The sequence below is a fragment of the Ferrovibrio sp. genome (assembly GCF_046297895.1).
Classification (GTDB): Bacteria; Pseudomonadota; Alphaproteobacteria; order Ferrovibrionales; family Ferrovibrionaceae; genus Ferrovibrio.
In genome coordinates this window covers 484682-504676 of the sequence record NZ_JBKBHC010000001.1, presented here as the reverse complement: position 1 = coordinate 504676, position 19995 = coordinate 484682, and the positions used below count along the sequence as shown (strand labels likewise).

At 66.1% G+C, this 19995-nt stretch carries 18 protein-coding genes; 11 read left to right on the top strand and 7 right to left on the bottom strand.

The genetic code is table 11. The annotated features are described in order from the left end of the window. Positions 1 to 81 precede the first annotated feature (81 nt). The 8 genes from ACK4FK_RS02430 (at position 82) to ACK4FK_RS02395 (ending at position 10085) form a co-directional block, all read left to right on the top strand. Positions 82 to 1302, top strand: a complete 1221-nt coding sequence (locus tag ACK4FK_RS02430) for an aspartate kinase (RefSeq protein ID WP_409740574.1) — start codon at positions 82 to 84, stop codon at positions 1300 to 1302. A gap of 81 nt (positions 1303 to 1383) precedes the next feature. Further along, complete coding sequence (gene ptsP, locus ACK4FK_RS02425; RefSeq protein WP_409740652.1) at positions 1384 to 3651, top strand: phosphoenolpyruvate--protein phosphotransferase; 2268 nt, start codon at positions 1384 to 1386, stop codon at positions 3649 to 3651. A 65-nt stretch (positions 3652 to 3716) separates the two neighbouring features. Next, positions 3717 to 4880 (top strand): helix-turn-helix domain-containing protein, encoded by a 1164-nt coding sequence (locus ACK4FK_RS02420; RefSeq protein ID WP_409740571.1) that lies wholly within the window; start codon positions 3717 to 3719, stop codon positions 4878 to 4880. A 116-nt stretch (positions 4881 to 4996) separates the two neighbouring features. Continuing rightward, positions 4997 to 6136 carry a flavodoxin-dependent (E)-4-hydroxy-3-methylbut-2-enyl-diphosphate synthase gene (gene ispG / locus ACK4FK_RS02415; protein ID WP_409740568.1) on the top strand — a complete coding sequence of 380 codons (1140 nt, stop codon included), beginning with the start codon at positions 4997 to 4999 and terminating at the stop codon, positions 6134 to 6136. 29 nt (positions 6137 to 6165) lie between these two features. After that, positions 6166 to 7404 (top strand): histidine--tRNA ligase, encoded by a 1239-nt coding sequence (gene hisS / locus ACK4FK_RS02410; RefSeq protein WP_409740565.1) that lies wholly within the window; start codon positions 6166 to 6168, stop codon positions 7402 to 7404. A 3-nt stretch (positions 7405 to 7407) separates the two neighbouring features. Continuing rightward, the gene (gene prfA, locus ACK4FK_RS02405; RefSeq protein ID WP_409740563.1) at positions 7408 to 8496 is read left to right on the top strand and encodes a peptide chain release factor 1; all 1089 of its coding nucleotides are present in this window, start codon (positions 7408 to 7410) and stop codon (positions 8494 to 8496) included. Beyond that, positions 8489 to 9337, top strand: a complete 849-nt coding sequence (prmC, locus tag ACK4FK_RS02400) for a peptide chain release factor N(5)-glutamine methyltransferase (RefSeq protein WP_409740561.1) — start codon at positions 8489 to 8491, stop codon at positions 9335 to 9337. The genes prfA and prmC overlap by 8 nt, the downstream gene beginning before the upstream one ends. Positions 9338 to 9623: 286 nt before the next feature. Further along, positions 9624 to 10085 carry a DUF4167 domain-containing protein gene (locus tag ACK4FK_RS02395; protein ID WP_409740558.1) on the top strand — a complete coding sequence of 154 codons (462 nt, stop codon included), beginning with the start codon at positions 9624 to 9626 and terminating at the stop codon, positions 10083 to 10085. Between the two features lie 118 nt (positions 10086 to 10203). On the opposite strand, the gene ACK4FK_RS02390 is transcribed toward ACK4FK_RS02395, so the two are convergent. After that, positions 10204 to 11268 (bottom strand): alpha/beta hydrolase family protein, encoded by a 1065-nt coding sequence (locus ACK4FK_RS02390; RefSeq protein ID WP_409740556.1) that lies wholly within the window; start codon positions 11266 to 11268, stop codon positions 10204 to 10206. A 271-nt stretch (positions 11269 to 11539) separates the two neighbouring features. On the opposite strand from ACK4FK_RS02390, the gene trxA reads away from it, so the two are divergent. Then, entirely contained in the window at positions 11540 to 11863 is a 324-nt protein-coding gene (gene trxA / locus ACK4FK_RS02385) for a thioredoxin TrxA (RefSeq protein WP_409740554.1), read from the top strand. Here trxA and ACK4FK_RS02380 read toward each other — a convergent pair. The 6 genes from ACK4FK_RS02380 to pyrF are packed head-to-tail and all read right to left on the bottom strand — an operon-like array spanning position 11860 to position 17541. Beyond that, positions 11860 to 13179 (bottom strand): bifunctional folylpolyglutamate synthase/dihydrofolate synthase, encoded by a 1320-nt coding sequence (locus ACK4FK_RS02380; protein ID WP_409740552.1) that lies wholly within the window; start codon positions 13177 to 13179, stop codon positions 11860 to 11862. The two genes, trxA and ACK4FK_RS02380, sit on opposite strands and share 4 nt — an antisense overlap. Further along, entirely contained in the window at positions 13151 to 14095 is a 945-nt protein-coding gene (accD, locus tag ACK4FK_RS02375) for an acetyl-CoA carboxylase, carboxyltransferase subunit beta (protein ID WP_409740550.1), read from the bottom strand. The genes ACK4FK_RS02380 and accD overlap by 29 nt, the downstream gene beginning before the upstream one ends. A gap of 19 nt (positions 14096 to 14114) precedes the next feature. Continuing rightward, positions 14115 to 14936 (bottom strand): tryptophan synthase subunit alpha, encoded by an 822-nt coding sequence (gene trpA, locus ACK4FK_RS02370; protein WP_409740548.1) that lies wholly within the window; start codon positions 14934 to 14936, stop codon positions 14115 to 14117. Continuing rightward, complete coding sequence (trpB, locus tag ACK4FK_RS02365; RefSeq protein WP_409740546.1) at positions 14933 to 16144, bottom strand: tryptophan synthase subunit beta; 1212 nt, start codon at positions 16142 to 16144, stop codon at positions 14933 to 14935. The genes trpA and trpB overlap by 4 nt, the downstream gene beginning before the upstream one ends. A gap of 21 nt (positions 16145 to 16165) precedes the next feature. Then, on the bottom strand, positions 16166 to 16807 hold the full coding sequence (locus ACK4FK_RS02360) for a phosphoribosylanthranilate isomerase (RefSeq protein ID WP_409740544.1): 642 nt from the start codon (positions 16805 to 16807) through the stop codon (positions 16166 to 16168). 2 nt (positions 16808 to 16809) lie between these two features. Then, entirely contained in the window at positions 16810 to 17541 is a 732-nt protein-coding gene (gene pyrF / locus ACK4FK_RS02355; RefSeq protein ID WP_409740542.1) for an orotidine-5'-phosphate decarboxylase, read from the bottom strand. Between the two features lie 71 nt (positions 17542 to 17612). Here pyrF and ACK4FK_RS02350 point away from each other — a divergent pair, with 71 nt between their 5' ends. Together ACK4FK_RS02350 and ACK4FK_RS02345 are read left to right on the top strand one after the other, a co-directional pair. After that, complete coding sequence (locus tag ACK4FK_RS02350) at positions 17613 to 18653, top strand: polysaccharide deacetylase family protein (RefSeq protein ID WP_409740540.1); 1041 nt, start codon at positions 17613 to 17615, stop codon at positions 18651 to 18653. 297 nt (positions 18654 to 18950) lie between these two features. Then, the gene (locus tag ACK4FK_RS02345) at positions 18951 to 19823 is read left to right on the top strand and encodes a GyrI-like domain-containing protein (protein ID WP_409740538.1); all 873 of its coding nucleotides are present in this window, start codon (positions 18951 to 18953) and stop codon (positions 19821 to 19823) included. Positions 19824 to 19995 lie beyond the last annotated feature (172 nt).

The following is a 19995-nucleotide window of genomic DNA, read 5'->3' as shown; positions in this document are numbered from 1 at the left end:
GAGTATTAAGTACCCGCCTTTAAACCGGCAAGTTCCGCCGGCCAATTATCGACAACGGATCGGGAAACGGGATCGAGCGGCATGGCGCGCTTGGTGATGAAATTCGGCGGCACATCGGTCGGCTCGGTTGACCGGATCAAGAATGTCGCGGCTAAGGTGAAGCGCGAGGTCGAGGCCGGCAACCAGGTTGCCGTGGTCGTTTCGGCGATGTCGGGCGAGACCAACCGCCTGGTCGACCTGTGCAGGCAGATCGACCCGGTGCATGACCAGCGCGAATACGACACCGTGGTCGCCTCGGGCGAGCAGGTCACCACCGGCCTGGTCTCCATCGCCCTGCAGGCGCTGGGTGTGAAGGCCCGTTCCTGGCAGGGCTGGCAGGTGCCGATCCGTACCAACGACATGCATGGCAAGGCCCGCATCGAGGAGATCGACGGCTCGGCCATGATCAGGGACATGGAGGCCGGCATCGTCCCGGTGGTGGCCGGTTTCCAGGGCGTCGGTCCGAACCAGCGCATTGCCACCCTGGGCCGCGGCGGCTCGGATACCTCGGCCGTGGCGCTGGCCGCCGCCCTGAAGGCCGACCGCTGCGACATCTATACCGACGTGGACGGTGTATACACCGCCGATCCGCGCATCGTGAAAAAAGCCCGCAAGCTGGATAAGATCACCTACGAGGAGATGCTGGAACTGGCCTCCCTCGGGGCCAAGGTGCTGCAGACCCGCTCGGTGGAAATGGCGATGAACCACCGGGTGCGGACGCAGGTTCTGTCGAGCTTTGCCGACCTTCCCGGCACGCTCGTAGTCGATGAGGATGAGATCGTGGAAAAGCAGATTGTTTCCGGCGTCACCTATTCGGCCGATGAGGCGAAAGTCACCCTGATCGGCGTGGCCGATCGTCCCGGCATCGCGGCCGGCATTTTCGGCCCGCTTTCGGATGCCGGCATCAATGTCGACATGATCGTCCAGAATATCTCCGAGGACGGCAAGAAGACCGACCTGACCTTCACCATGGGCCGCGGCGATCTCGATCGTGCCGTGCAGATCCTGGAGAAGCAGGAGAAAAGCCTGGGCTGGGCCAAGCTGGTACCCGACCGCAATGTCGTGAAGGTCTCGGTCGTCGGCGTCGGCATGCGCAGCCATGCCGGCGTGGCGCATATCATGTTCAAGGCGCTGGCCGAGAAGAACATCAACATCCTCGCCATCACCACCTCCGAGATCAAGGTCAGCGTGCTGATCAGCGCCGATTACACCGAACTTGCGGTGCGCGCCCTGCACACGGCTTTTGGGCTCGACGCCGAATGAAAACGGGCCGAACGGAGGGCCGATGCGGGGAGGGCATGCCAGACCAGCCGCTCCGGTAATCGTTAGCGGAGACCGGCCGTGATGCCGGGCCGGGCGCCACCGCCCGGGCCGCGCGGCCTGCTGCGCCGTCTCCGCGAGGTGATGGCGGAAGCCGGCACCGTCGACGAGCGCCTGGGCCGCGTGGTGCGCAACATCGCCGCCAACATGGTGGCGGAAGTGTGCTCGGTCTATCTGCTGCGCAACGACGAACTCGAGCTTTACGCCACCGAGGGTCTGAACCCCGAAGCCGTGCACAAGACGCGGCTGAAAGTGGGCGAGGGTCTGGTCGGCGATATCGCCGCCAATGCCCGGCCGCTGATGCTGGCCGATGCGCAGACCCATCCGCAATTCGCCTACAAGCCGGAAACCGGCGAAGAGATCTATCACTCGCTGCTCGGCGTGCCGATCCTGCGCGACAACCGCGTGATCGGCGTTCTGGTCGTGCAGAACCAGACCCGCCGGCAATATGCCGAGGAAGAGGTCGAGGCGCTGGAAACCATTGCCATGGTGCTGGCCGAGATGGTGGCCTCGGGCCAGCTCAGCGGCGGCGAGGAACTGGCCGCCGTCAGTCGCACCGCCACCATGCCGTTCCGGGCCGATGGCCGGCTGCTGTCGGAGGGCCTGGCGATCGGCGTGGCGGTGCTGCACGAACCGCGCATCCATGTCGAGAAGACAATCGCCGACGACATCCCCTTCGAGAAGCAGCGTCTGGACGCCGCGGTCACCTCGATGCGCGATCAGGTCAACAGGATGCTGGAAGCGCCCGACAGCGACATCGTCGGCGAAAGCCGCGACGTGTTGGAAACCTACAAGATGTTCGCCCATGACACCGGCTGGCTGGCCAAGCTGCACCAAGCGGTGGAATCCGGCCTGACGGCCGAGGCCGCCGTGCTGCGCGTGCAGGGCGACACGCGCCATCGCATGCAGGCGATCACCGATCCCTACCTGCGCGAACGGCTGGCTGATCTGGACGATCTCGCCAACCGCCTGCTGCTGCATCTGGCCGGCAAGCCCTATCACTCGGCCGCCGAGAACCTGCCCGACAACGCCATCCTGCTGGCGCGCAGCATGGGGCCGGCGGAATTGCTGGATTACGACCGTCGCAAGCTGCAGGGCGTGGTGCTGGAGGAGGGCTCCAGCGTCAGCCATGTCGCCATCGTGGCGCGCGCACTCTCCATCCCGGTCATCGGCGGCGTCGAGGGCGTGATCGCCAAGGTCGAGCCGGGCGACACGGTGGTGGTCGACGGCGATCATGCCCAGGTCTTCGTGCGGCCCGCGCCGGATGTGGTGTCGGCCTTTCATCAGGGGGTTGCCCTGCGCAGGGCGCGGCTCGCGAAATATGCCGCGCAGCGCGAGGATCCGCCGGTCACCCGCGATGGCCAGCGCATCGCCCTGCTGGTGAATGCCGGCCTGCTGATCGATCTGGGGCATCTGGACGAGACCAATGCCGACGGCATCGGCCTGTATCGCACTGAACTGCAGTTCATGGTGCGGCCGACCATGCCCAAGGCCGAGGCGCAGACCGCGATCTACCGCCGCGTGATCGAGCATGCCGGCGACCGGCCGGTGGTGTTCCGCACGCTGGATATCGGCGGCGACAAGGTGCTGCCCTATCTGGTGAAATATCCCGAGGAGAATCCGGCCATGGGCTGGCGGGCGATCCGCCTGGCGCTGGATCGTCCGGCCCTTTTGAAGGTGCAGTTGCGCGCCATGCTGGAGGCGGCGGCCGGCCGCGCGCTGTATCTCATGTTCCCCATGATCGCCGAGGTGGACGAATTCCGGCGCGCCCGCCGGCTGCTGGATCGCGAGGTGCAGCGGCTGGTGTCATTGCGCAAGCCGGTTCCGCTGCAGATCGCCGTCGGCACGATGCTGGAGGTGCCGGCGCTGGCCTGGCAGTTGCCGGCCCTGCTGCCGCTGGTGGATTTCATCTCGGTCGGCTCGAACGACCTCATGCAGTTCATGTTCGCGGCCGACCGCGGCAATCCGAAGCTGGCCGATCGTTACGACCCCTTAAGCCCGGCGATGCTCAGCTTCCTGCACTGGGTGGTGCGGCAATGCCATGATGCCGGCAAGCCGATCACCATGTGCGGCGAGATGGGCAGCCGGCCGCTGGAGGCCATGGCCCTGCTGGGCCTGGGCTTCCGCCGCCTGTCCATGCCGGCCAGCGCGGTCGGCCCGGTCAAGGAAATGCTCCGTAGCCTGGATGTTCCCCGTTTGGCAGATTTTATGTCTAAACTCTATGCCTCGCCCGACCACAGCATACGCGCCCAGTTAGAAGAATTCGCCCGGGAAAACGGGGTAATTGTTTGAAATAGCTGGCCTTGCCGGCCATTTGCCGTAATATGACCGGCGCGAACAAGGGTAGGCAATCCAGGATGAATGCCCAATCCGGCGAACAGCAGGCTTCGACGGCGTCGACCGTAGCGAATGGCTACGAGGGCGTTGGCCATAGCCTGAAAGTGGTGCGCGAGCGGCGTGGCCTCGCCCTTGCGGATGTATCCGCGCGCCTGCGCATCCGCCGTCCCTATCTCGAGGCCATCGAAGCCGGCCGTTTCGGGGAATTGCCCGGCGCCGTCTATGTCAGCGGTTTCCTGCGCCAGTATGCCGAATTCCTCGGCCTCGATCCCGATCAGGTTCTCAAAACCTACCAGACCGAGGCCGACGGCAAGGTGCAGCGTGTGGTGCTGAATTTCCCGTTGCCGCGACCGGAAGAGCGCACGCCGCGTCTCTGGCTGGTGCTGGGAGCGCTGGTGATCGCGGGCCTCATCTACTTGGTGTGGTACAGGCACCAGGAAGCCTTGCGCGTCGGGCAGGATCTGATTCAGGCGGTACCGGCGCGGCTGGCCGATCTGGTTCCCAGCCCGCAGCCCATCGCCCCTGCGGTGCCGCCGGCACCGGCATCGGCCCCGCCTGCCACCGCCTCGGTTGTCGCAGCGCCCCCTGCCGCCACTACGGCTGCCGCCGCCCCGCCGGTTTCCGCGTCCCCGGCCGCCGCGTCGCCCGCGGCAGTTGCCTCCATGCCCGCACCGGCAGCGCCGCCGGCGCCTGCATCGGATGCCACGCAGCCGCCGGCTGTTCAGGCCGCCGCCCCGGTTCCCGCGCCCGCCTCGCCCCCCGCCGCCCTGCCTCCCGCCGTCCCGCCTGCCGCCGCAGTCGCCGAACAACCGGCGCCGGCCCCGGTCCAGGCCGCTGCGGCAAACCGGACGGCTGCGCCTGAACCGGCTGCGGCCCCGCCGGCCGCCAGCGCCAGCTACGGCGCGGCCGATACCGAAAAAAGCCGCATCCGCGTCGAGGCCACGGGACCGGCCTGGATCCAGGTTCGCGGGCCGAACAACGAGCAGGTCTTCACCCGGCTGCTGAATGCGGGCGAACGCTATGTGGTGCCTGACCGCGAGGGCCTGACCCTGCTGACCGGCAATGCCGGCGCGGTACGCATCGTGGTGGACGGCCAGCCCCTGCCACCCTTTGGCGGCGAGGGCGAGGTCAAGCGGGGCATTCCTCTCGATCCGGATCGGTTGAAAACCGGCGGCCAGGGCTGACTTTGGCCCTGTTCCGTTTGCCCCGCTGGCTTGTCATGGCGGGGCAAAGGCGCCATGTTACGCCGCATCCGGCTCCGCTTGGGACATGAGCGGCACGGTCGCTTCAGGCAGCAGCAATGAGCATCCGACCCTATCGCGACATCCAGCGCCGCAAATCGCGGCAGATTTTCGTCGGCAAGGTGCCGGTGGGCGGCGACGCGCCGATCACCGTGCAGACCATGACGAATACGCTGACCTCGGATGTCGCGGCCACGATCGAGCAGATCCGGCGCTGCGAAGAGGCGGGTGCCGATATCGTCCGGGTTTCCTGCCCGGATGAGGATTCGACGAAAGCCCTGAAAGAGATCGTCCGCGCTGCCCGCGTGCCGATCGTGGCCGACATCCATTTCCACTACAAGCGGGCCATCGAGGCGGCCGAGGCGGGCGCTGCCTGCCTGCGCATCAATCCCGGCAATATCGGCAGCGCCGAGCGCGTGCGCGAGGTGGTGAAGGCGGCCAAGGATCACGGCTGCTCGATGCGCATTGGCGTCAATGCCGGCTCGCTGGAAAAGCATCTGCTGGAGAAATACGGCGAACCCTGTCCGGAAGCCATGGTGGAAAGCGCGCTGGACCATGCCCGCATCCTGGAAGATCACGATTTCCGCGAATTCAAGATCAGCGTGAAGGCGTCCGATGTCTTCCTCGCGGTTGCCGCCTATCAGGGCCTGGCGGAAGCCTGCGACTACCCGCTGCATATCGGCATCACCGAAGCCGGCGGCCAGCGCATCGGCACGGTGAAATCCTCCATCGGGTTGGGCATGCTGCTGTGGTCGGGTATCGGCGATACGCTGCGCGTATCGCTGTCGGCGCCGCCGGAGGAAGAGGTGCGCGTCGGCTTCGACATCCTGAAGTCGATGAATTTGCGCCATCGCGGCGTGAACGTGATTTCCTGCCCGTCCTGCGCCCGCCAGCAGTTCGATGTGATCAAGACCGTCGAGGTGCTGGAGAAGCGCCTGGCCCATATCACCACGCCGATGACGCTCAGCGTGATCGGCTGCGTGGTGAACGGCCCCGGCGAGGCGCGCGAGACCGATATCGGCTTCACCGGCGGCGGCAAGGGTTCGCATCAGGTCTACCTGGCCGGCCAGCCGGCGCACCGGCTGCAGAACGAGGATATCGTCGCCCATCTGGTCAAACTGGTCGAGGCCAAGGCGCGCGAGATCGAAGCCGCCCGGGTGGCGGATAATCCTTCCGAAGCGGCCGACGCCGCTTCCTAGCTTCCACCTTTCAACGACGGAGACACGCCGTGGCCCAGTTGCAGCCCGTGCGCGGCACGCATGACATTCTGCCCGACGATTTTGCCCGGTTCCGCCACGTGGTGGATGTTGCCCGTCAGGCAGCGCTTCTGTTCGGCTATCGCGAGATGGCGACGCCGATCTTCGAATTCACCGAGGTATTCGCCCGTTCGATGGGCGAAACATCGGATGTGGTGTCCAAGGAGATGTATTCCTTCACCGACAAGGGCGGCGAGGGGTTGACCCTTCGGCCGGAATATACGGCCGGCATCTGCCGCGCCTTCATTTCCAACGGCCTGCAGCAGCATGTTCCCTTCAAGGCCTTCGCGTGGGGCCCGATGTTCCGTTTCGAGCGGCCGCAGAAGGGTCGCCAGCGCCAGTTCCACCAGATCGACGTGGAGGTGATCGGTGCGGCCGAGCCGCAGGCCGATGTGGAAGTGATCTCGGTCGCCGCCGAAATCCTGCGCCGGCTTGGCATCCTCGACAAATGCGTGCTGGAGCTGAACACGCTGGGCGATCCGGAAAGCCGGGTCGGCTACCGGGCGGCACTGGTGAAGTATTTCTCCGGCCATGCCGACAGGCTGTCGGAAGACAGCCGCAAGCGGCTGGAGAAGAACCCGTTGCGCATCCTCGATTCCAAGGATGAAGGCGACCGCAGGCTGGTGGCCGATGCGCCGCTGATCCAGGATTTTCTCACGCCTGCCGCCAGCGATTTCTTCAAGGCGCTGCAGGATGGCCTGGGCGCAGCCGGCGTGCCGTTCAAGGTCAGCCCGCGTCTGGTGCGCGGTCTGGACTACTACACCCACACGGCGTTCGAGTTCACCACCGACATGCTGGGCGCCCAGGGCACTGTGCTGGCCGGCGGCCGCTATGACGGCCTGATCGAGCAGCTTGGCGGCAAGCCGACGCCGGGCATCGGCTGGGCCGGCGGCATCGAGCGTCTGGTGCTGCTGTCCGACCCGCAGCCCACGCCGCCGCGCAGCGTTGCCATCATTCCGATCGGCGCCGCCGCCGAGGCCGAGGCCGCCAAGCTGGCGGCCGAGTTGCGCCGCGCCGACGTGGCGGTGGAACTGGCCTATGGCGGCAATGCCGGCAAACGATTCAAGCGCGCCGACAGGCTGGGCTGCTTTGCCGCCGTGGTGATCGGCGATGACGAGCTGGCGCAGGGCGTGGTGAAGCTGAAGGATCTGCAAAGCGGCCAGGAGGTCACGCTCCGCCGCGCCGAGCTGCTTGCCAAGCTGAAGGCCTGAGTCATGGATGTCGCCGGCCTGCCCGAGGCCAAGCTCGACAAGGTGATCGAGCGTTACGAGATGCTGCAGGCCCAGATGGCGGCCGGCGGACTGGCGGCCGATGCCTTCGTGAAGCTCTCGAAGGAATATGCCGAGATCGAACCGCTGGTGCAGGGCATCAACGACTGGCGCCGGCTGCGCCGGGAAGTGGCCGATCTGGCCGCCATGCGCGACGACCCCGCTTCCGATCCTGAAATGCGCAGCCTGGCCGAGGCGGAATGGAAGCAGGCCCAGGCGGCTTTGCCCGATGCCGAGCGGCGCGTGCTGATCATGCTGCTGCCCAAGGACGAAGCCGACGAGAAGAACGCCATCCTGGAAGTCCGCGCCGGCACCGGCGGCGACGAGGCGGCTTTGTTCGCCCGCGATCTGTTCGAGATGTATCGCGGCTATGCAGGCAAGCATGGCTGGCGTTTCGAGGTGGAGAGTATTTCCGACACCGAACTGGGTGGTTTCCGCGAGGCCATCGCCACCATTTCCGGCCGCAACGTCTTTGCCCGCCTCAAATTCGAATCCGGCGTGCATCGCGTGCAGCGCGTGCCGGATACCGAAACCCAGGGCCGCATCCATACCTCGGCCGCCACGGTGGCGGTGCTGCCCGAAGCCGAGGATGTCGATATCGACATCAACGAGAGCGATCTGCGCATCGACGTGTATCGCTCCTCCGGTGCGGGTGGCCAGCATGTGAACACCACGGACTCGGCGGTGCGCATCACCCATATCCCGAGCGGCATCGTGGTGGCGCAGCAGACCGAGCGGTCGCAGCACAAGAACAAGGCCAAGGCGATGAAGCTGCTGCGAGCCAAGCTGTACGAGGCGGAACGCGAGAAGCTGGCCTCGGCCCGCGCGGCCGACCGCAAGGGACAGGTCGGGTCGGGCGACCGTTCGGAGCGCATCCGCACGTATAATTTTCCCCAGGGGCGCGTCACCGACCATCGTATCAACCTGACGCTCTACAAGATCGATCAGGTGATGACGGGCGAGGCGCTGGATGACGTGATCGAGGCGCTGATCGCCGAGGATCAGGCCAGCCGTCTGGCCGAACTGAATGCCTGAGATCGGCGCGCTGCTGCTTGATGCCACGCGGCGGCTGAAGCAGGCCGGGATCGAGGGACCGCGCCAGGATGCGGTGCTGCTGCTGGCCCATGCGGCCGGACTGAGTCCTGACCGGGTGCGGCTGGATTCCGGTGGGGTGCTGTCGCCGGAGCAGGCCGCACGGTTCGAGGCGCTGGTCCAGCGCCGCATCGACCGCGAGCCGGTATCGCAGATTTTGGGGCACCGCGAATTCTGGGGACTGGACTTTCGCGTCACCGGGGATGTGCTCGATCCGAGGCCGGACTCGGAAGCCCTGGTGGCCGGCGTGCTTGCCGCGGTGGCGGATCGTCATGCCGCCCTGCGGATCGTCGATTTTGGCACCGGATCGGGCTGCCTGCTGCTCAGTCTGCTGCATGAATTGCCGCGCGCCACCGGCCTGGGCGTGGACGCCTCGCCGGCCGCGCTGTCGATTGCGCGCATGAATGCCGAAGCTCTCGGACTTGGCGATCGCGCCGAGTTCCGGCAGGGCGACTGGGGTGCGGGCCTGGACGGGCCGTTCGACATCCTGATCTCCAACCCGCCCTATATCGAAACCGCTGTGGTGCCGGGGCTGGCGCCCGAGGTGGCGCGATACGAACCGCGTCTGGCCCTGGATGGCGGCGCCGACGGATTGGCGGCCTATCGCAGGCTGGTGCCAGACCTGGCGCGGCTGGCGGGTGTGGGCGCTGTCGTCGCCGTTGAGATCGGGATGGGACAGGATGCCGCAGTCTCGGCCCTGCTGGCCGGGGCCGGTTTCGCCGATATCGTCGTTTTGCCCGACCTGGCCGGCATCGGGCGCGTCGTGACCGGGCGGAAATCCTGATAAATTCCCGCCGAAAGGGGGTTGGCAGCCGCCGTCGCCCCCCTTATCTTGGGATTCGGGATGACGCGGTCCCAAGGAAGCACGCCCAAGGCATTGATCTGGCCTTGATCAAAGGGGTGAGTTGGCCGGGGGCGGATAAGGCAGGCAGCGTCATCGCCTCCTCGACTGAAACCGGTTTTGGATCCGATCGAGAGGCCGGCTGTATTGCGCGCAGATGTTTGGGCGACGCGATACGGTGCGCAACCAGCCTGATGCGCGATTTGCTGAAAACAAGCGAGATGAACCTGTGAACAACAAGAATCGTCAACGTGGCGGCCGGCCTCAGGGCCGCAGGCCGCATGGTGGTGGTGGCGGCGGTGGCGGAGGGATGAACAATTCCCACCGCAATTTCGACTCCAACGGCCCCGACGTCAAAATCCGCGGCACCGCCAGCACGATCTTCGAGCGCTACTGCCAGCTCGCCCGTGACGCCAATGCGTCAGGCGACCGCATCGCGGCCGAGAATTACCTGCAGCATGCCGAGCACTATTACCGCATCATGCTGGCCCAGGGCGTGACGCCGCTGCAGCGCCAGCAGCAACAGCAGGCGAGCCAGCAGCAGCCACAGCAGGGCGGCGGCCAGCAGCCGCAGCAGCAGGCAGTCGTTGTCGATGGCGAGCAGCCGAGCCTGGAGATGGAGCTTGAGGCGGCTCTTGATCCCAATGCCGAGACCCAGCCGGCCGAACGCGACGAGGCGACGGCGGCCTGACCGCCGCGCCGGTCTTCCCGTCAACGACCGGTCATTCATGCGAATGAAAAGGGCCGCCGGTATGTCCGGCGGCCCTTTTGCGTGTCCGACTTTTTTACTGATGCAGCCGTATTCGGGATCAGTTGCCCGGCTGGATGGTGCCGTGCTCGGCCATGGCCCACAGCGCTTCGTCGGCAATGGTGAGTTCGCGGATCGGCAGCGTCTCGGTCTCGGGCACCACTGGCGCCAGGGCGATATCGATTTCCAGTTCGCGGTCCAGCAGGCCGCGGTCGCCGCCCAGGTAACGCTCGAAGAAATCCACCGTGCGGGAAATGCTGTCTTCCTTGGCATCGCCGCGGAAGGTATGGCCCTGGCCCTTGTAGATCTTCACCTCGTGTTCGGCGCCGATCTCGCCCAGCAGGCTGGCCAGTTCATAGGCCCGGCGAACCGGCACCGTGGCATCACGGTCGCCGTGCAGCACCAGGGTTGGCGGCATGCGGTGCACGCCGCGGCGCTGCACCTCTGACGGCATCGCGCCCACCACGTTCACCACGGCCTGGATGCGCGCGTCGCGGCTGCCCAGGCTGAGGGCATGGAAACCGCCCAGCGACAGACCAAAAACGCCGATCCGCTCGCCGTCCACATAAGCCTGCTTCTGTACATAGGAGACGGCTTCGGCGATCACCCGCTCGCGCTCGTCATGCAGGGTCGGGGCCGCCTTGCGGGCCTGCGGGATGCCGTCGAAATAATGCACCACGAAGGCATTGATGCCGCGCTCGGCCAGCGCCTTGGCCTGCGGATAGAACAGCGAGCCGTCGCCCAGGCCATGGGCGCCATGCAGGATCAGCACGGCCGGGGCGCGGCCATCGGGGCCAAGCAGGTCGGTTTCGGCCTTCACCACATCGACGCGCACGCGGCGGCCGTCGATGTTGAAGCCATTGGTGTTTTCAGCGTCCGCCGCGCGGCGGGCGGGCTCGGCTGACTTCTGGCGGCGCGGTGCGGCCTTGGCCGGTTTGGCATCGGGTTTGGGCGCGACGGCTGCCTTGGAATGGCCGGCGCGCGGCTGGGCCTGGATGGGCTCGACCGGGACCATGGCGACGCTGACCAGAAGCAAGGCCGGCACGGACAGGCGGCAGATCCCGCGCAGGGCGGCGCCCAGCAGCGTCCTGGCATCCAGCAGTGTCGTGGCTTTGCCCCCGGCCATCGATCCCCCGTTAAGCCTTTGTTGATCCTTTCAGCGGGTGAACCCGCCGATCTGTTACGAGTTGTAACAAGCGCGCGCAGGCGTTGTCTACCCTTGATTCGCCGGCCTGATTCCTGCTTTTTCAGGAAAATCAGTGGGTTGTGTGAATTTTTCCACCCGCTTGACGCTTAGGGGGTGTCTTTCTACCTTAAACCGCCGCACCGGAATCGCCTGTCTGGATCGTCTGACCGGGCCGAAGCCGGCACTCCCCCATCCCAACGAGGATTCCCGCATGTCCGCGCCCACCAAAGTTACCGACGCTTCCTTCGAGAGCGATGTCCTCAAGTCTTCCAATGCCGTGCTGGTCGACTTCTGGGCCGAGTGGTGCGGTCCCTGCAAGCAGATCGCCCCGGCCCTGGACGAGATCGCCGGCGAGATGGCCGGCAAGCTGACCGTGGCCAAGGTGAACATCGACGAGAACCCGATGACCCCCTCGAAATTCGGCGTGCGCGGCATCCCGACCCTGATCCTGTTCAAGGACGGCAAGCCGGTCTCCACCAAGGTCGGCTCGATGCCCAAGAGCCGCATCCTGGAGTGGATCAACTCGGCGATCTAAGAGTTTTCCGAAAGGATCCGGCCCGCCAGATAGAGCGAGCCGGTGATCACGACACGGGCCGGGGCAGAAACAGCCTCGGCCTTTATCGTTTCTGCGATCTGCCGCATCGCGGCTTCCGCACTCTCCGTCGGCATCGCCGGCAGGCCGACGCTGCGTGCCGCCGCCGTCAGATCCTCGGCCGACAGTGAATTGGCCTCGCCCGGGATCGCGATGCACCGCGCCGCCCGCATCAGGGGCTGCAGCGGCCGCAACAGGCCGGCGGCGTCCTTGGTGTTCAGCATCCCGACCAGCAGCCAGGTCGGCATCGGCGGCAGGATTTGCAGCGTTTCCGCCAGCGCTGCGCCGGCCATGGCATTATGGGCACCATCCAGCCACACCTCCGTGCCCGGCGGCAGCATCTCGATCAGCGGACCCCTGGTCAGCCGCTGCATGCGCGCCGGCCAGTCCACATTGCGCAGGCCATGCGCGATGGCCTCCGGCGGAATGTCGAAGCCGGCCAGATTCCGTGCGCAGGTTACAGCCGTGCCGGCATTGACGATCTGGTGTTCGCCCAGCAGGGCCGGGTGGGGCAGGGCCAGTTCCTGATCGTCCTGATGCCAATGCATGCCGTTCGGCGTCGCCTGTACATCCCATTCGTGGCCATGGCGGATCAACGGCGCGCGGCATTCCGCCGCCTGGGCTGCGATCACGGCCATCGCCTCGTCAGGCTGCGGTCCCACCACGCACGGGATTCCGGGCTTGATGATGCCGGCTTTCGCTGCCGCGATCTTGGCGATGGTATCGCCCAGGAAGGCGACATGGTCGATGCCGATGGGTGTGATGGCGGTCAGGCGCGGCTGTGGAATCACGTTGGTGGTGTCGGCAATGCCACCCAGGCCGGTCTCCAGCAGCACGAGGTCGGCCGGCGCTTCGGCGAAGGCGAGATAGGCGGCTGCCGTCGTGATTTCGAAGAAGGTGATCGGCTGGCCGGCATTGACGCGCTCGCAATGCTCCAGCAGGGCGATCAGCCTTTCATCCTGGATCAGCCGGCCCGCCAGACGGATGCGCTCATTGAACCGCACCAGATGCGGCGAGGTATAGACATGGACGCGATAACCGGCCGCCTCGGCAAAAGCGCGCAGGAAGGCGGTGGTCGATCCCTTGCCCTTGCTGCCGGCCACGTGGAAGACCGGCGGCAGGCCCAGATGCGGATCGCCCAGCTTGGACAGCAGGGCGCGGATGCGCTCCAGCGAAAGATCGATCGCCTTGGGATGCAGCGCCATCAGGCGCTGCAGAATGGAATCCAGTTCAGCGGCTGCGGGGCGCGGGGGCGCCATGGGGAATCTCACCGGTCGGCGGGATTTCCAGGCCCGGGCGCGGCAGCGACACAACATCGGCCTTCGGCGCGGGGTCGAGCAGCAGGCTGACGATGCGGCCCAGCGTGTCGCGCAGCTCGCGGCGATGCACCACCATGTCGAGCATGCCATGGTCCAGCAGATACTCGGCGCGCTGGAAACCCTGGGGCAGGGTCTCGCGGATGGTCTGCTCGATCACGCGCGGGCCGGCGAAGCCGATCAGCGCACCCGGCTCGGCGATCTGGATGTCGCCCAGCATGGCATAAGACGCGGTGACGCCACCGGTGGTGGGATCGGTCAGCACCACGATGAAAGGCAGATGTGCCTCGCGCAGGCGCTGCACCGCGATCACGGTGCGCGGCATCTGCATCAGGCTCAGGATACCCTCCTGCATGCGCGCACCACCGGCGGCCGCGAACAGGATCAGGGCGGCGCGCTGGGTGACGGCCAGGTTCGCGGCGGCGATCAGCGCCTCGCCGGTGGCCATGCCCATCGAACCGCCCATGAAGGCGAAATTCTGCACCGCGATCACCACGTCCTGCTCGTGCAGCGTGCCGTGGGCGACGGCGAAGGCATCGCGCTGGCCGGTCTTGGAACGCGCATCCTTCAGGCGGTCGGGATATTTCTTTGAATCGCGGAAATGCAGCGGGTCCTGCAGCACGTCGGGCAGTTCGATGGTCTGGTATTCGCCCTTGTCGAACAGCGCGGCGAAACGCTGCTTCGGCCCGACGCGCATGTGATAGTCGCATTTCGGGCAGACGTGCTGGTTCTCCTCCACTTCCTTGGCATAGATCATCTGCCCGCAATTGGGGCATTTCTTCCAAAGGTTATCCGGCGTGTCCTTCTTGGTCGTGAACTCGCGGATCTTTGGCAGGACGGTGCGGGTCAACCAGTTCATGGCGATACTCCTTAACGCTTCAGGCCGCCGCCTTGGCGACACCACGGATGGCCTTGCTCAGCTCGCGCACCAGCGCCAGCACGTGATCGGCCGGATCGATGCCCTTGATCTGGGCCTCGGCGACGCGATCCACAAGGGCCGAGCCTACCACGGCGGCATCGGCCACGGCAGCGATCTCCGCGGCACGCTTGCCATCACGGATGCCGAAGCCAACCGCCACCGGAAGTTTTGTCTTCTGCTTGATCCGCGCCACCGCCTTGCCCACGGTTGCCGGATCGGCCGCCGCCGCGCCGGTGATGCCGGCAATCGACACATAATACAGGAACCCCGAGGTGTTGTTCAGCACCGCGGGCAGGCGGGCATCGTCGGTGGTGGGGGTGGCGAGACGGATGAAGTGCAGGCCGGCCTTAATGGCGGGAATGCACAGCTCGTCGTCCTCTTCCGGCGGCAGGTCGACGACGATCAGGCCGTCCACGCCAGCCGTCTTGGCATCGGCAAGGAAGGTGTCCACGCCATAGGCGGAGATCGGGTTGAAATAGCCCATCAGCACGATGGGCGTGGCATCGTCGTTTTTGCGGAAGCCGCGCACGAGATCGAGCGTCTTGCGCAAGGAGGCGCCCTTGGCCAGTGCGCGCAGGTTGGCGGCCTCGATGGAGGGGCCATCGGCCATCGGATCGGTGAACGGCACGCCCAGTTCGATCAGGTCGGCGCCGGCGGCCGGCAGGCCGGCCAGAAGCCGGGCGCAGGTGTCGTGATCGGGATCGCCCGAGGTGATGAAGGTGACCAGGCCGGCGCGGCCGGCAGCCTTCAGGTCGGCGAAACGCTTGTCGATGCGGCTCACAGCTTCACTCCCAGGGCGCGGGCAACATTGAACACGTCCTTGTCGCCACGCCCGCACAGATTCATAACCATCAGATGGTCCTTGGGCAGGGTCGGCGCCCATTTGATCACATGCGCCAGCGCATGGCTTGGCTCCAGGGCCGGAATGATGCCTTCGAGGCGCGAGCAGAGCTGGAAGGCATCCAGTGCCTCCTTGTCGGTCGCCGAGACGTATTTCACCCGGCCCACGTCATGCAGCCAGGCATGCTCGGGGCCGATGCCGGGATAGTCCAGACCGGCGGAAATCGAATGCGCCTCGGTGATCTGGCCATCGGCGTCCTGCAGCAGATAGGTACGGTTGCCATGCAGCACGCCGGGCACGCCCTTGGCCAGGGAGGCGGCATGCTTGTCGGTATCCAGGCCCTCGCCGGCCGCTTCGACGGCATGGATTTCCACGCTCTTGTCGTCGAGGAAGGGGTGGAACAGGCCGATGGCGTTGGAGCCGCCGCCGATGCAGGCGACCAGGCTGTCTGGCAGGCGGCCTTCCTTGCGCATGATCTGCTCGCGCGTCTCGCGGCCGATCACCGACTGGAAGTCGCGCACCATTTCGGGATAGGGGTGCGGGCCGGCGGCGGTGCCGATGATGTAGAAGGTATCGTGCACGTTGGTGACCCAGTCGCGCAGAGCCTCGTTCATCGCGTCCTTCAGGGTGCGCGAGCCGGATTTTACCGCGCGCACTTCGGCGCCCAGCAGCTTCATGCGGAAGACGTTTGGCTGCTGCCGCTCGATGTCTATCTCGCCCATATAGACCACGCAGGGCAGACCGAAGCGCGCGGCCACAGTGGCGGTGGCGACGCCATGCTGGCCGGCGCCGGTCTCGGCGATGATGCGCGTCTTGCCCATGCGCTTGGCCAGCAGGATCTGGCCGATGCAGTTGTTGATCTTGTGCGCGCCGGTGTGGTTCAGCTCGTCGCGCTTGAAATAAATCTTGGCTCCGCCGAGATGCTCGGTCATGCGTTCGGCGTAATAGAGCGGGCTGGGCCGGCCGACATAGTCGTTGAGGAAATAGTCCATCTCGGCCTTGAAGGCCGGGTCGCTCTTCGCCGCCTTGTAATGCCGCTCCAGATCGAGGATCAGCGGCATCAGCGTCTCGGCCACGAAACGTCCGCCGAACTTGCCGAAATGGCCCTTTTCATCCGGGCCGGAGCGGTAGGAATTCAGCATGGTCATCGGTTCGATCCTAACTCTGCGTTACAGGCGGCGGGCGGCATCGAGGAAGGCGCGGATCTTTGCCGGATCCTTCTTCCCCGGGGCGCTTTCCACGCCGGAGGACACATCGACGGCGCTGGCGCCGGATTGCTGCACGGCCAAGGAAAGATTCTCCGGCGTCAGCCCGCCCGAGAGCAGCCAAGGCCGGTTGAACTTCGCGCCCTGCATGATGCTCCAGTCGAAGCTGGCGGCATTGCCGCCCGGCCGGGTGGCGTCCTTCGGCGGCGCGGCATCGAACATCAGCCAGTCGACGGCATCCTCATAGGCCTTCGCGGCCTTCAGGTCGGCTTTCGACGACACCTTGATCGCCTTGATGATCGGCAGGCCGAAATAGATGCTGATGGCGCGGCAGCGTTCCGGCGTCTCGTCGCCGTGCAGCTGCAGCAGGTCGAGCCGCGCCTTGGCCAGGATCCTGTCGAGGAAATCGGTTTCCGGATCGACGAAAACGCCGACGCGGTCGATGCCCGAGGGCACGGTGTGCAGCAAGGCCTCGGCCTGTTCGGCCGACAGGTTGCGCGGCGAGGCGGGAAAGAACACGAAGCCCAGCATGTCGGCGCCGTGCTGCACGGCGGCCTCCACGGCGGCTTCGTCGGTCAGGCCGCAGATTTTGGCCAGCACCGGCATGGTTATGCGACTGCCGCTTCGCGCAGTTCCTGCGCGATGGCCCGGGCGCTGGCCTCGGGATTCTCGGCTTCGGTGATCGGCCGGCCGATCACCAGATGGTCGGCCCCGAGCCTTAAGGCCTCGCCTGGCGTCATCACGCGCTTCTGGTCGCCGGCAGCCGAGCCCTTGGGGCGGATGCCGGGCACCACCAGCTTGAAATCGGGGCCGCAGGCCCGGCGCAGCATCTCGATCTCGGTGGCGGCGCAGATCACGCCGTCGGCGCCGTTCTCCTGGGCCAGCTTGGCCAGCCGCACCACATAGGCGCTGACATCCTCATTCACGCCCACGGCGCGCAGGTCGGCGGCATCCAGCGAGGTCAGTGCCGTGACCGCCAGAATCCAGGGTTTCTGCTTGGCCGAACGGGCGGCGTCCACGGCGGCGCGGATCATCGCCGGCCCGCCCGAGGCATGTACGGTGAGCATCATCGGCCCCATGGCGGCTGCGGCCGAGCGCACCGCGCCAGCCACGGTGTTGGGGATGTCGTGGAATTTCAGGTCGAGGAACAGCGGCGTGCCCTGGGGCAGGATGGCGCGGACTTCGGCCGGGCCGTGGGCGGTGAAGAATTCCTTGCCCAGCTTGACCCCGAAACCGGCGGCGGCGGCGGCGCGGGCGCAGCGGCCGGCGAAGGCCAGTTCGATGGTGTCGATGGCGCAGAAGACGGGGGCGATGCGGCCCGGATTGGCGGTCTGAGGCATGGGCCGGGCTTATAGCGGAAAGTGCCGGCCAAGTCTCCCCTTTGGCCGGCCGGCCGGCTATGCTGGCGGCCATGAAAGCCCTGAAATTTACCCTTTCCGCTGGTGTTTTGGCTGCCGGCCTGGCTGCCCTACAGCCTGCCACCGCTGCGGACCACGCCAGCATCTTGATGTACCACCGCTTCGGCGAGAACAGCGTACCCAGCACCAATATCCGGCTTGAGCAGTTCGATGCCCATATCGCCGAGCTGACCTCGGGCCGGTATCACGTGCTGCCGCTGCCCGAGATCGTGGCGAAACTGCAGGCCGGCCAGCCCTTGCCCGACCGCGCCGTCGCGATCACCGCCGACGATGCCTATCTCTCGGTGCTGACCGAGGGCTGGCCGCGCCTGAAGAAAGCCGGCCTGCCCTTCACCCTGTTCGTTGCCACCGAGCCGGTGACATCAAAACTGCGCGGCTACCTGACCTGGGATCAGGTCCGGCAGCTCAAGAAAGAGGGCGTCACCATCGGCGCCCACAGCCATCGCCATCCCTCGCTGCCGGGGCTGTCGCCCGAAAAGGCCCGCGAGGACCTGGAAACCTCGATGAGGCTGTTCGAGCAGGAGCTGGGCGAAAGACCCAAGCTCTTCGCCTATCCCTTCGGCGAATGGGACGCCATGTCGCTGAAGCTGGTGAAGGAGATGGGCTACAGCGTGGCATTCGGCCAGCATTCCGGCATTGCCCATGCGAAACACGACATGTTCTGGCTGCCGCGCTTTCCGATGAACGAAAGCTTCGGCAGCGTGGAACGCGTGCGCCAGGCATTGAATGCCCTGCCGCTGCCAGTGAGCGACGTGGAGCCGGCCGACGTGCTGATCCGGCTGGGCCAGACCCCCAATCCGCCGACGCTGCGCTTCACCGTGGCGCCGGGCATCGAGCGGCTGAACCAGATGGTCTGCTATACCGGCCAGGGCAAGCCGATCCAGCCCAAGGCAGTGAGCGGGGCCGAGCGGCGCTACGAGCTGACCCCGGCCGAGGCCTTCACCCCGCCCCGCGACCGCATCAGTTGCACCGTACCTTCGGCCGAGCAGGGCCGGTTTCGCTGGTTCGGCATCCAGTTCACGGTGACGAAGTGACGGTTTGCAGGTGTTTTGCGTGTGTTTTGATGTGTTAAGTTATTGAATCTGCTTAAGACGACATTTTTTGACTCTGCCAGGAACCCGAGCCAATCCGCAGGCGGATGACTGCCGGACAAGTGACCCATCATGGCAGTGGAGATGAGAACATATAGTAAACAAACCCACTGCGGCAAGGCCTCGTTCCCCGCAAACCGGCCGCGTTCGCGGCAGACCGGCGGGCAAGCGCGACTTCGCAAGATTTATCAAACCGGCCTCTGCTAGCGTCCGCCCCAGTCGATCACCGCTGAGGCCAACATGTCCGTATCCCCGTCATCTGAGTCCGCCGGCCGGGCTGGTTACGTCCGCCGCTTCACCCGCGTGGTGGAATACATCTACGCTCATCTCGACCAGGCGCCCGATCTCAACACCCTGGCCGACGTGGCGGCGCTCTCGCCCTGGCACTGGCACCGCACCTGGCAGGCGGTCTACGGCGAGTCGGTCGTCGGCACGGTGAAGCGCCTGCGGCTGCAGCGTGCCGCCGCCGACCTAGCCCATACCGACATGCCGCTGGAGGCGATCTGGCCACGCGCCGGCTATGGCAGCCTGGCGGCCTTCACCCGCGCCTTCCGCGATGCCTATGGCATGCCGCCGGCGGAATTCCGCAAGGCGGGCAGCCATACCCGGTTTTCCATGCTCAACCCCCCGAAAGGATTTTCCCCCATGCATGATGTCGCCATTCGCAAACTGCCGCCCGCCACGCTGGCCGTGATTCCGCACCGGGGCTCGTATATGGAAATCGGCCGGGCCTTTGAGACGCTGTTCGGCACGCTGGGGGCGCGCAACCTGCTGCGGCCGGGCCTGTGCATGAAAGGCCTGTTCTATTCCGACCCCACCTCGGTGCCGGAAGCCGACCTGCAGTCGGCCGCCGGCATCATGGTGCCCGATGCATCCTTTCCGATTGAAGCGCCGCTGCAGCGCGTCGAATTGCGTGGCGGCGAGTATGCCGTGCTGCGCCACAAGGGGCCGTATTCCGACATGAAGGCGGCCTATGACTGGCTGTATGGCGAATGGCTGGTGCAGTCGGGCCGCGAGGCAGCCGATGCGCCGGTCTTCGAGGATTATCTCAACAATCCGCGCGAAGTGCCGCCCACCGAACTGCTCACCGATATCTGCCTGCCGCTCAAATGAGCGGGCCATAAATTCCTGCTTGACGCATGGCGGCGCGGCGCATACCGTCGCGACCACCATGCGCAACGTCATTCTCACCGTAGCCACCATTAAGGTTACCGCCTCCGGCGGGGAGCCCTGGTGTCGCGCGTGAGCAGATAACGCATCGCATACCACCCAGGGGCCCCGCCGG

Coding starts and splice junctions, on each gene's coding strand:
- ACK4FK_RS02390 (WP_409740556.1), bottom strand. CDS start 11,268: ATGGCCGGGGGCAAAGCCACGACACTGCTGGATGCCAGGACGCTGCTG.
- accD (WP_409740550.1), bottom strand. CDS start 14,095: ATGAACTGGTTGACCCGCACCGTCCTGCCAAAGATCCGCGAGTTCACG.
- ACK4FK_RS02345 (WP_409740538.1), top strand. CDS start 18,951: ATGTCCGTATCCCCGTCATCTGAGTCCGCCGGCCGGGCTGGTTACGTC.
- ACK4FK_RS02350 (WP_409740540.1), top strand. CDS start 17,613: ATGAAAGCCCTGAAATTTACCCTTTCCGCTGGTGTTTTGGCTGCCGGC.
- pyrF (WP_409740542.1), bottom strand. CDS start 17,541: ATGCCTCAGACCGCCAATCCGGGCCGCATCGCCCCCGTCTTCTGCGCC.
- ptsP (WP_409740652.1), top strand. CDS start 1,384: ATGCCGGGCCGGGCGCCACCGCCCGGGCCGCGCGGCCTGCTGCGCCGT.
- ispG (WP_409740568.1), top strand. CDS start 4,997: ATGAGCATCCGACCCTATCGCGACATCCAGCGCCGCAAATCGCGGCAG.
- ACK4FK_RS02360 (WP_409740544.1), bottom strand. CDS start 16,807: ATGCCGGTGCTGGCCAAAATCTGCGGCCTGACCGACGAAGCCGCCGTG.
- prfA (WP_409740563.1), top strand. CDS start 7,408: ATGGATGTCGCCGGCCTGCCCGAGGCCAAGCTCGACAAGGTGATCGAG.
- ACK4FK_RS02430 (WP_409740574.1), top strand. CDS start 82: ATGGCGCGCTTGGTGATGAAATTCGGCGGCACATCGGTCGGCTCGGTT.
- ACK4FK_RS02380 (WP_409740552.1), bottom strand. CDS start 13,179: ATGGCGCCCCCGCGCCCCGCAGCCGCTGAACTGGATTCCATTCTGCAG.
- trxA (WP_409740554.1), top strand. CDS start 11,540: ATGTCCGCGCCCACCAAAGTTACCGACGCTTCCTTCGAGAGCGATGTC.
- ACK4FK_RS02420 (WP_409740571.1), top strand. CDS start 3,717: ATGAATGCCCAATCCGGCGAACAGCAGGCTTCGACGGCGTCGACCGTA.
- prmC (WP_409740561.1), top strand. CDS start 8,489: ATGCCTGAGATCGGCGCGCTGCTGCTTGATGCCACGCGGCGGCTGAAG.
- trpB (WP_409740546.1), bottom strand. CDS start 16,144: ATGACCATGCTGAATTCCTACCGCTCCGGCCCGGATGAAAAGGGCCAT.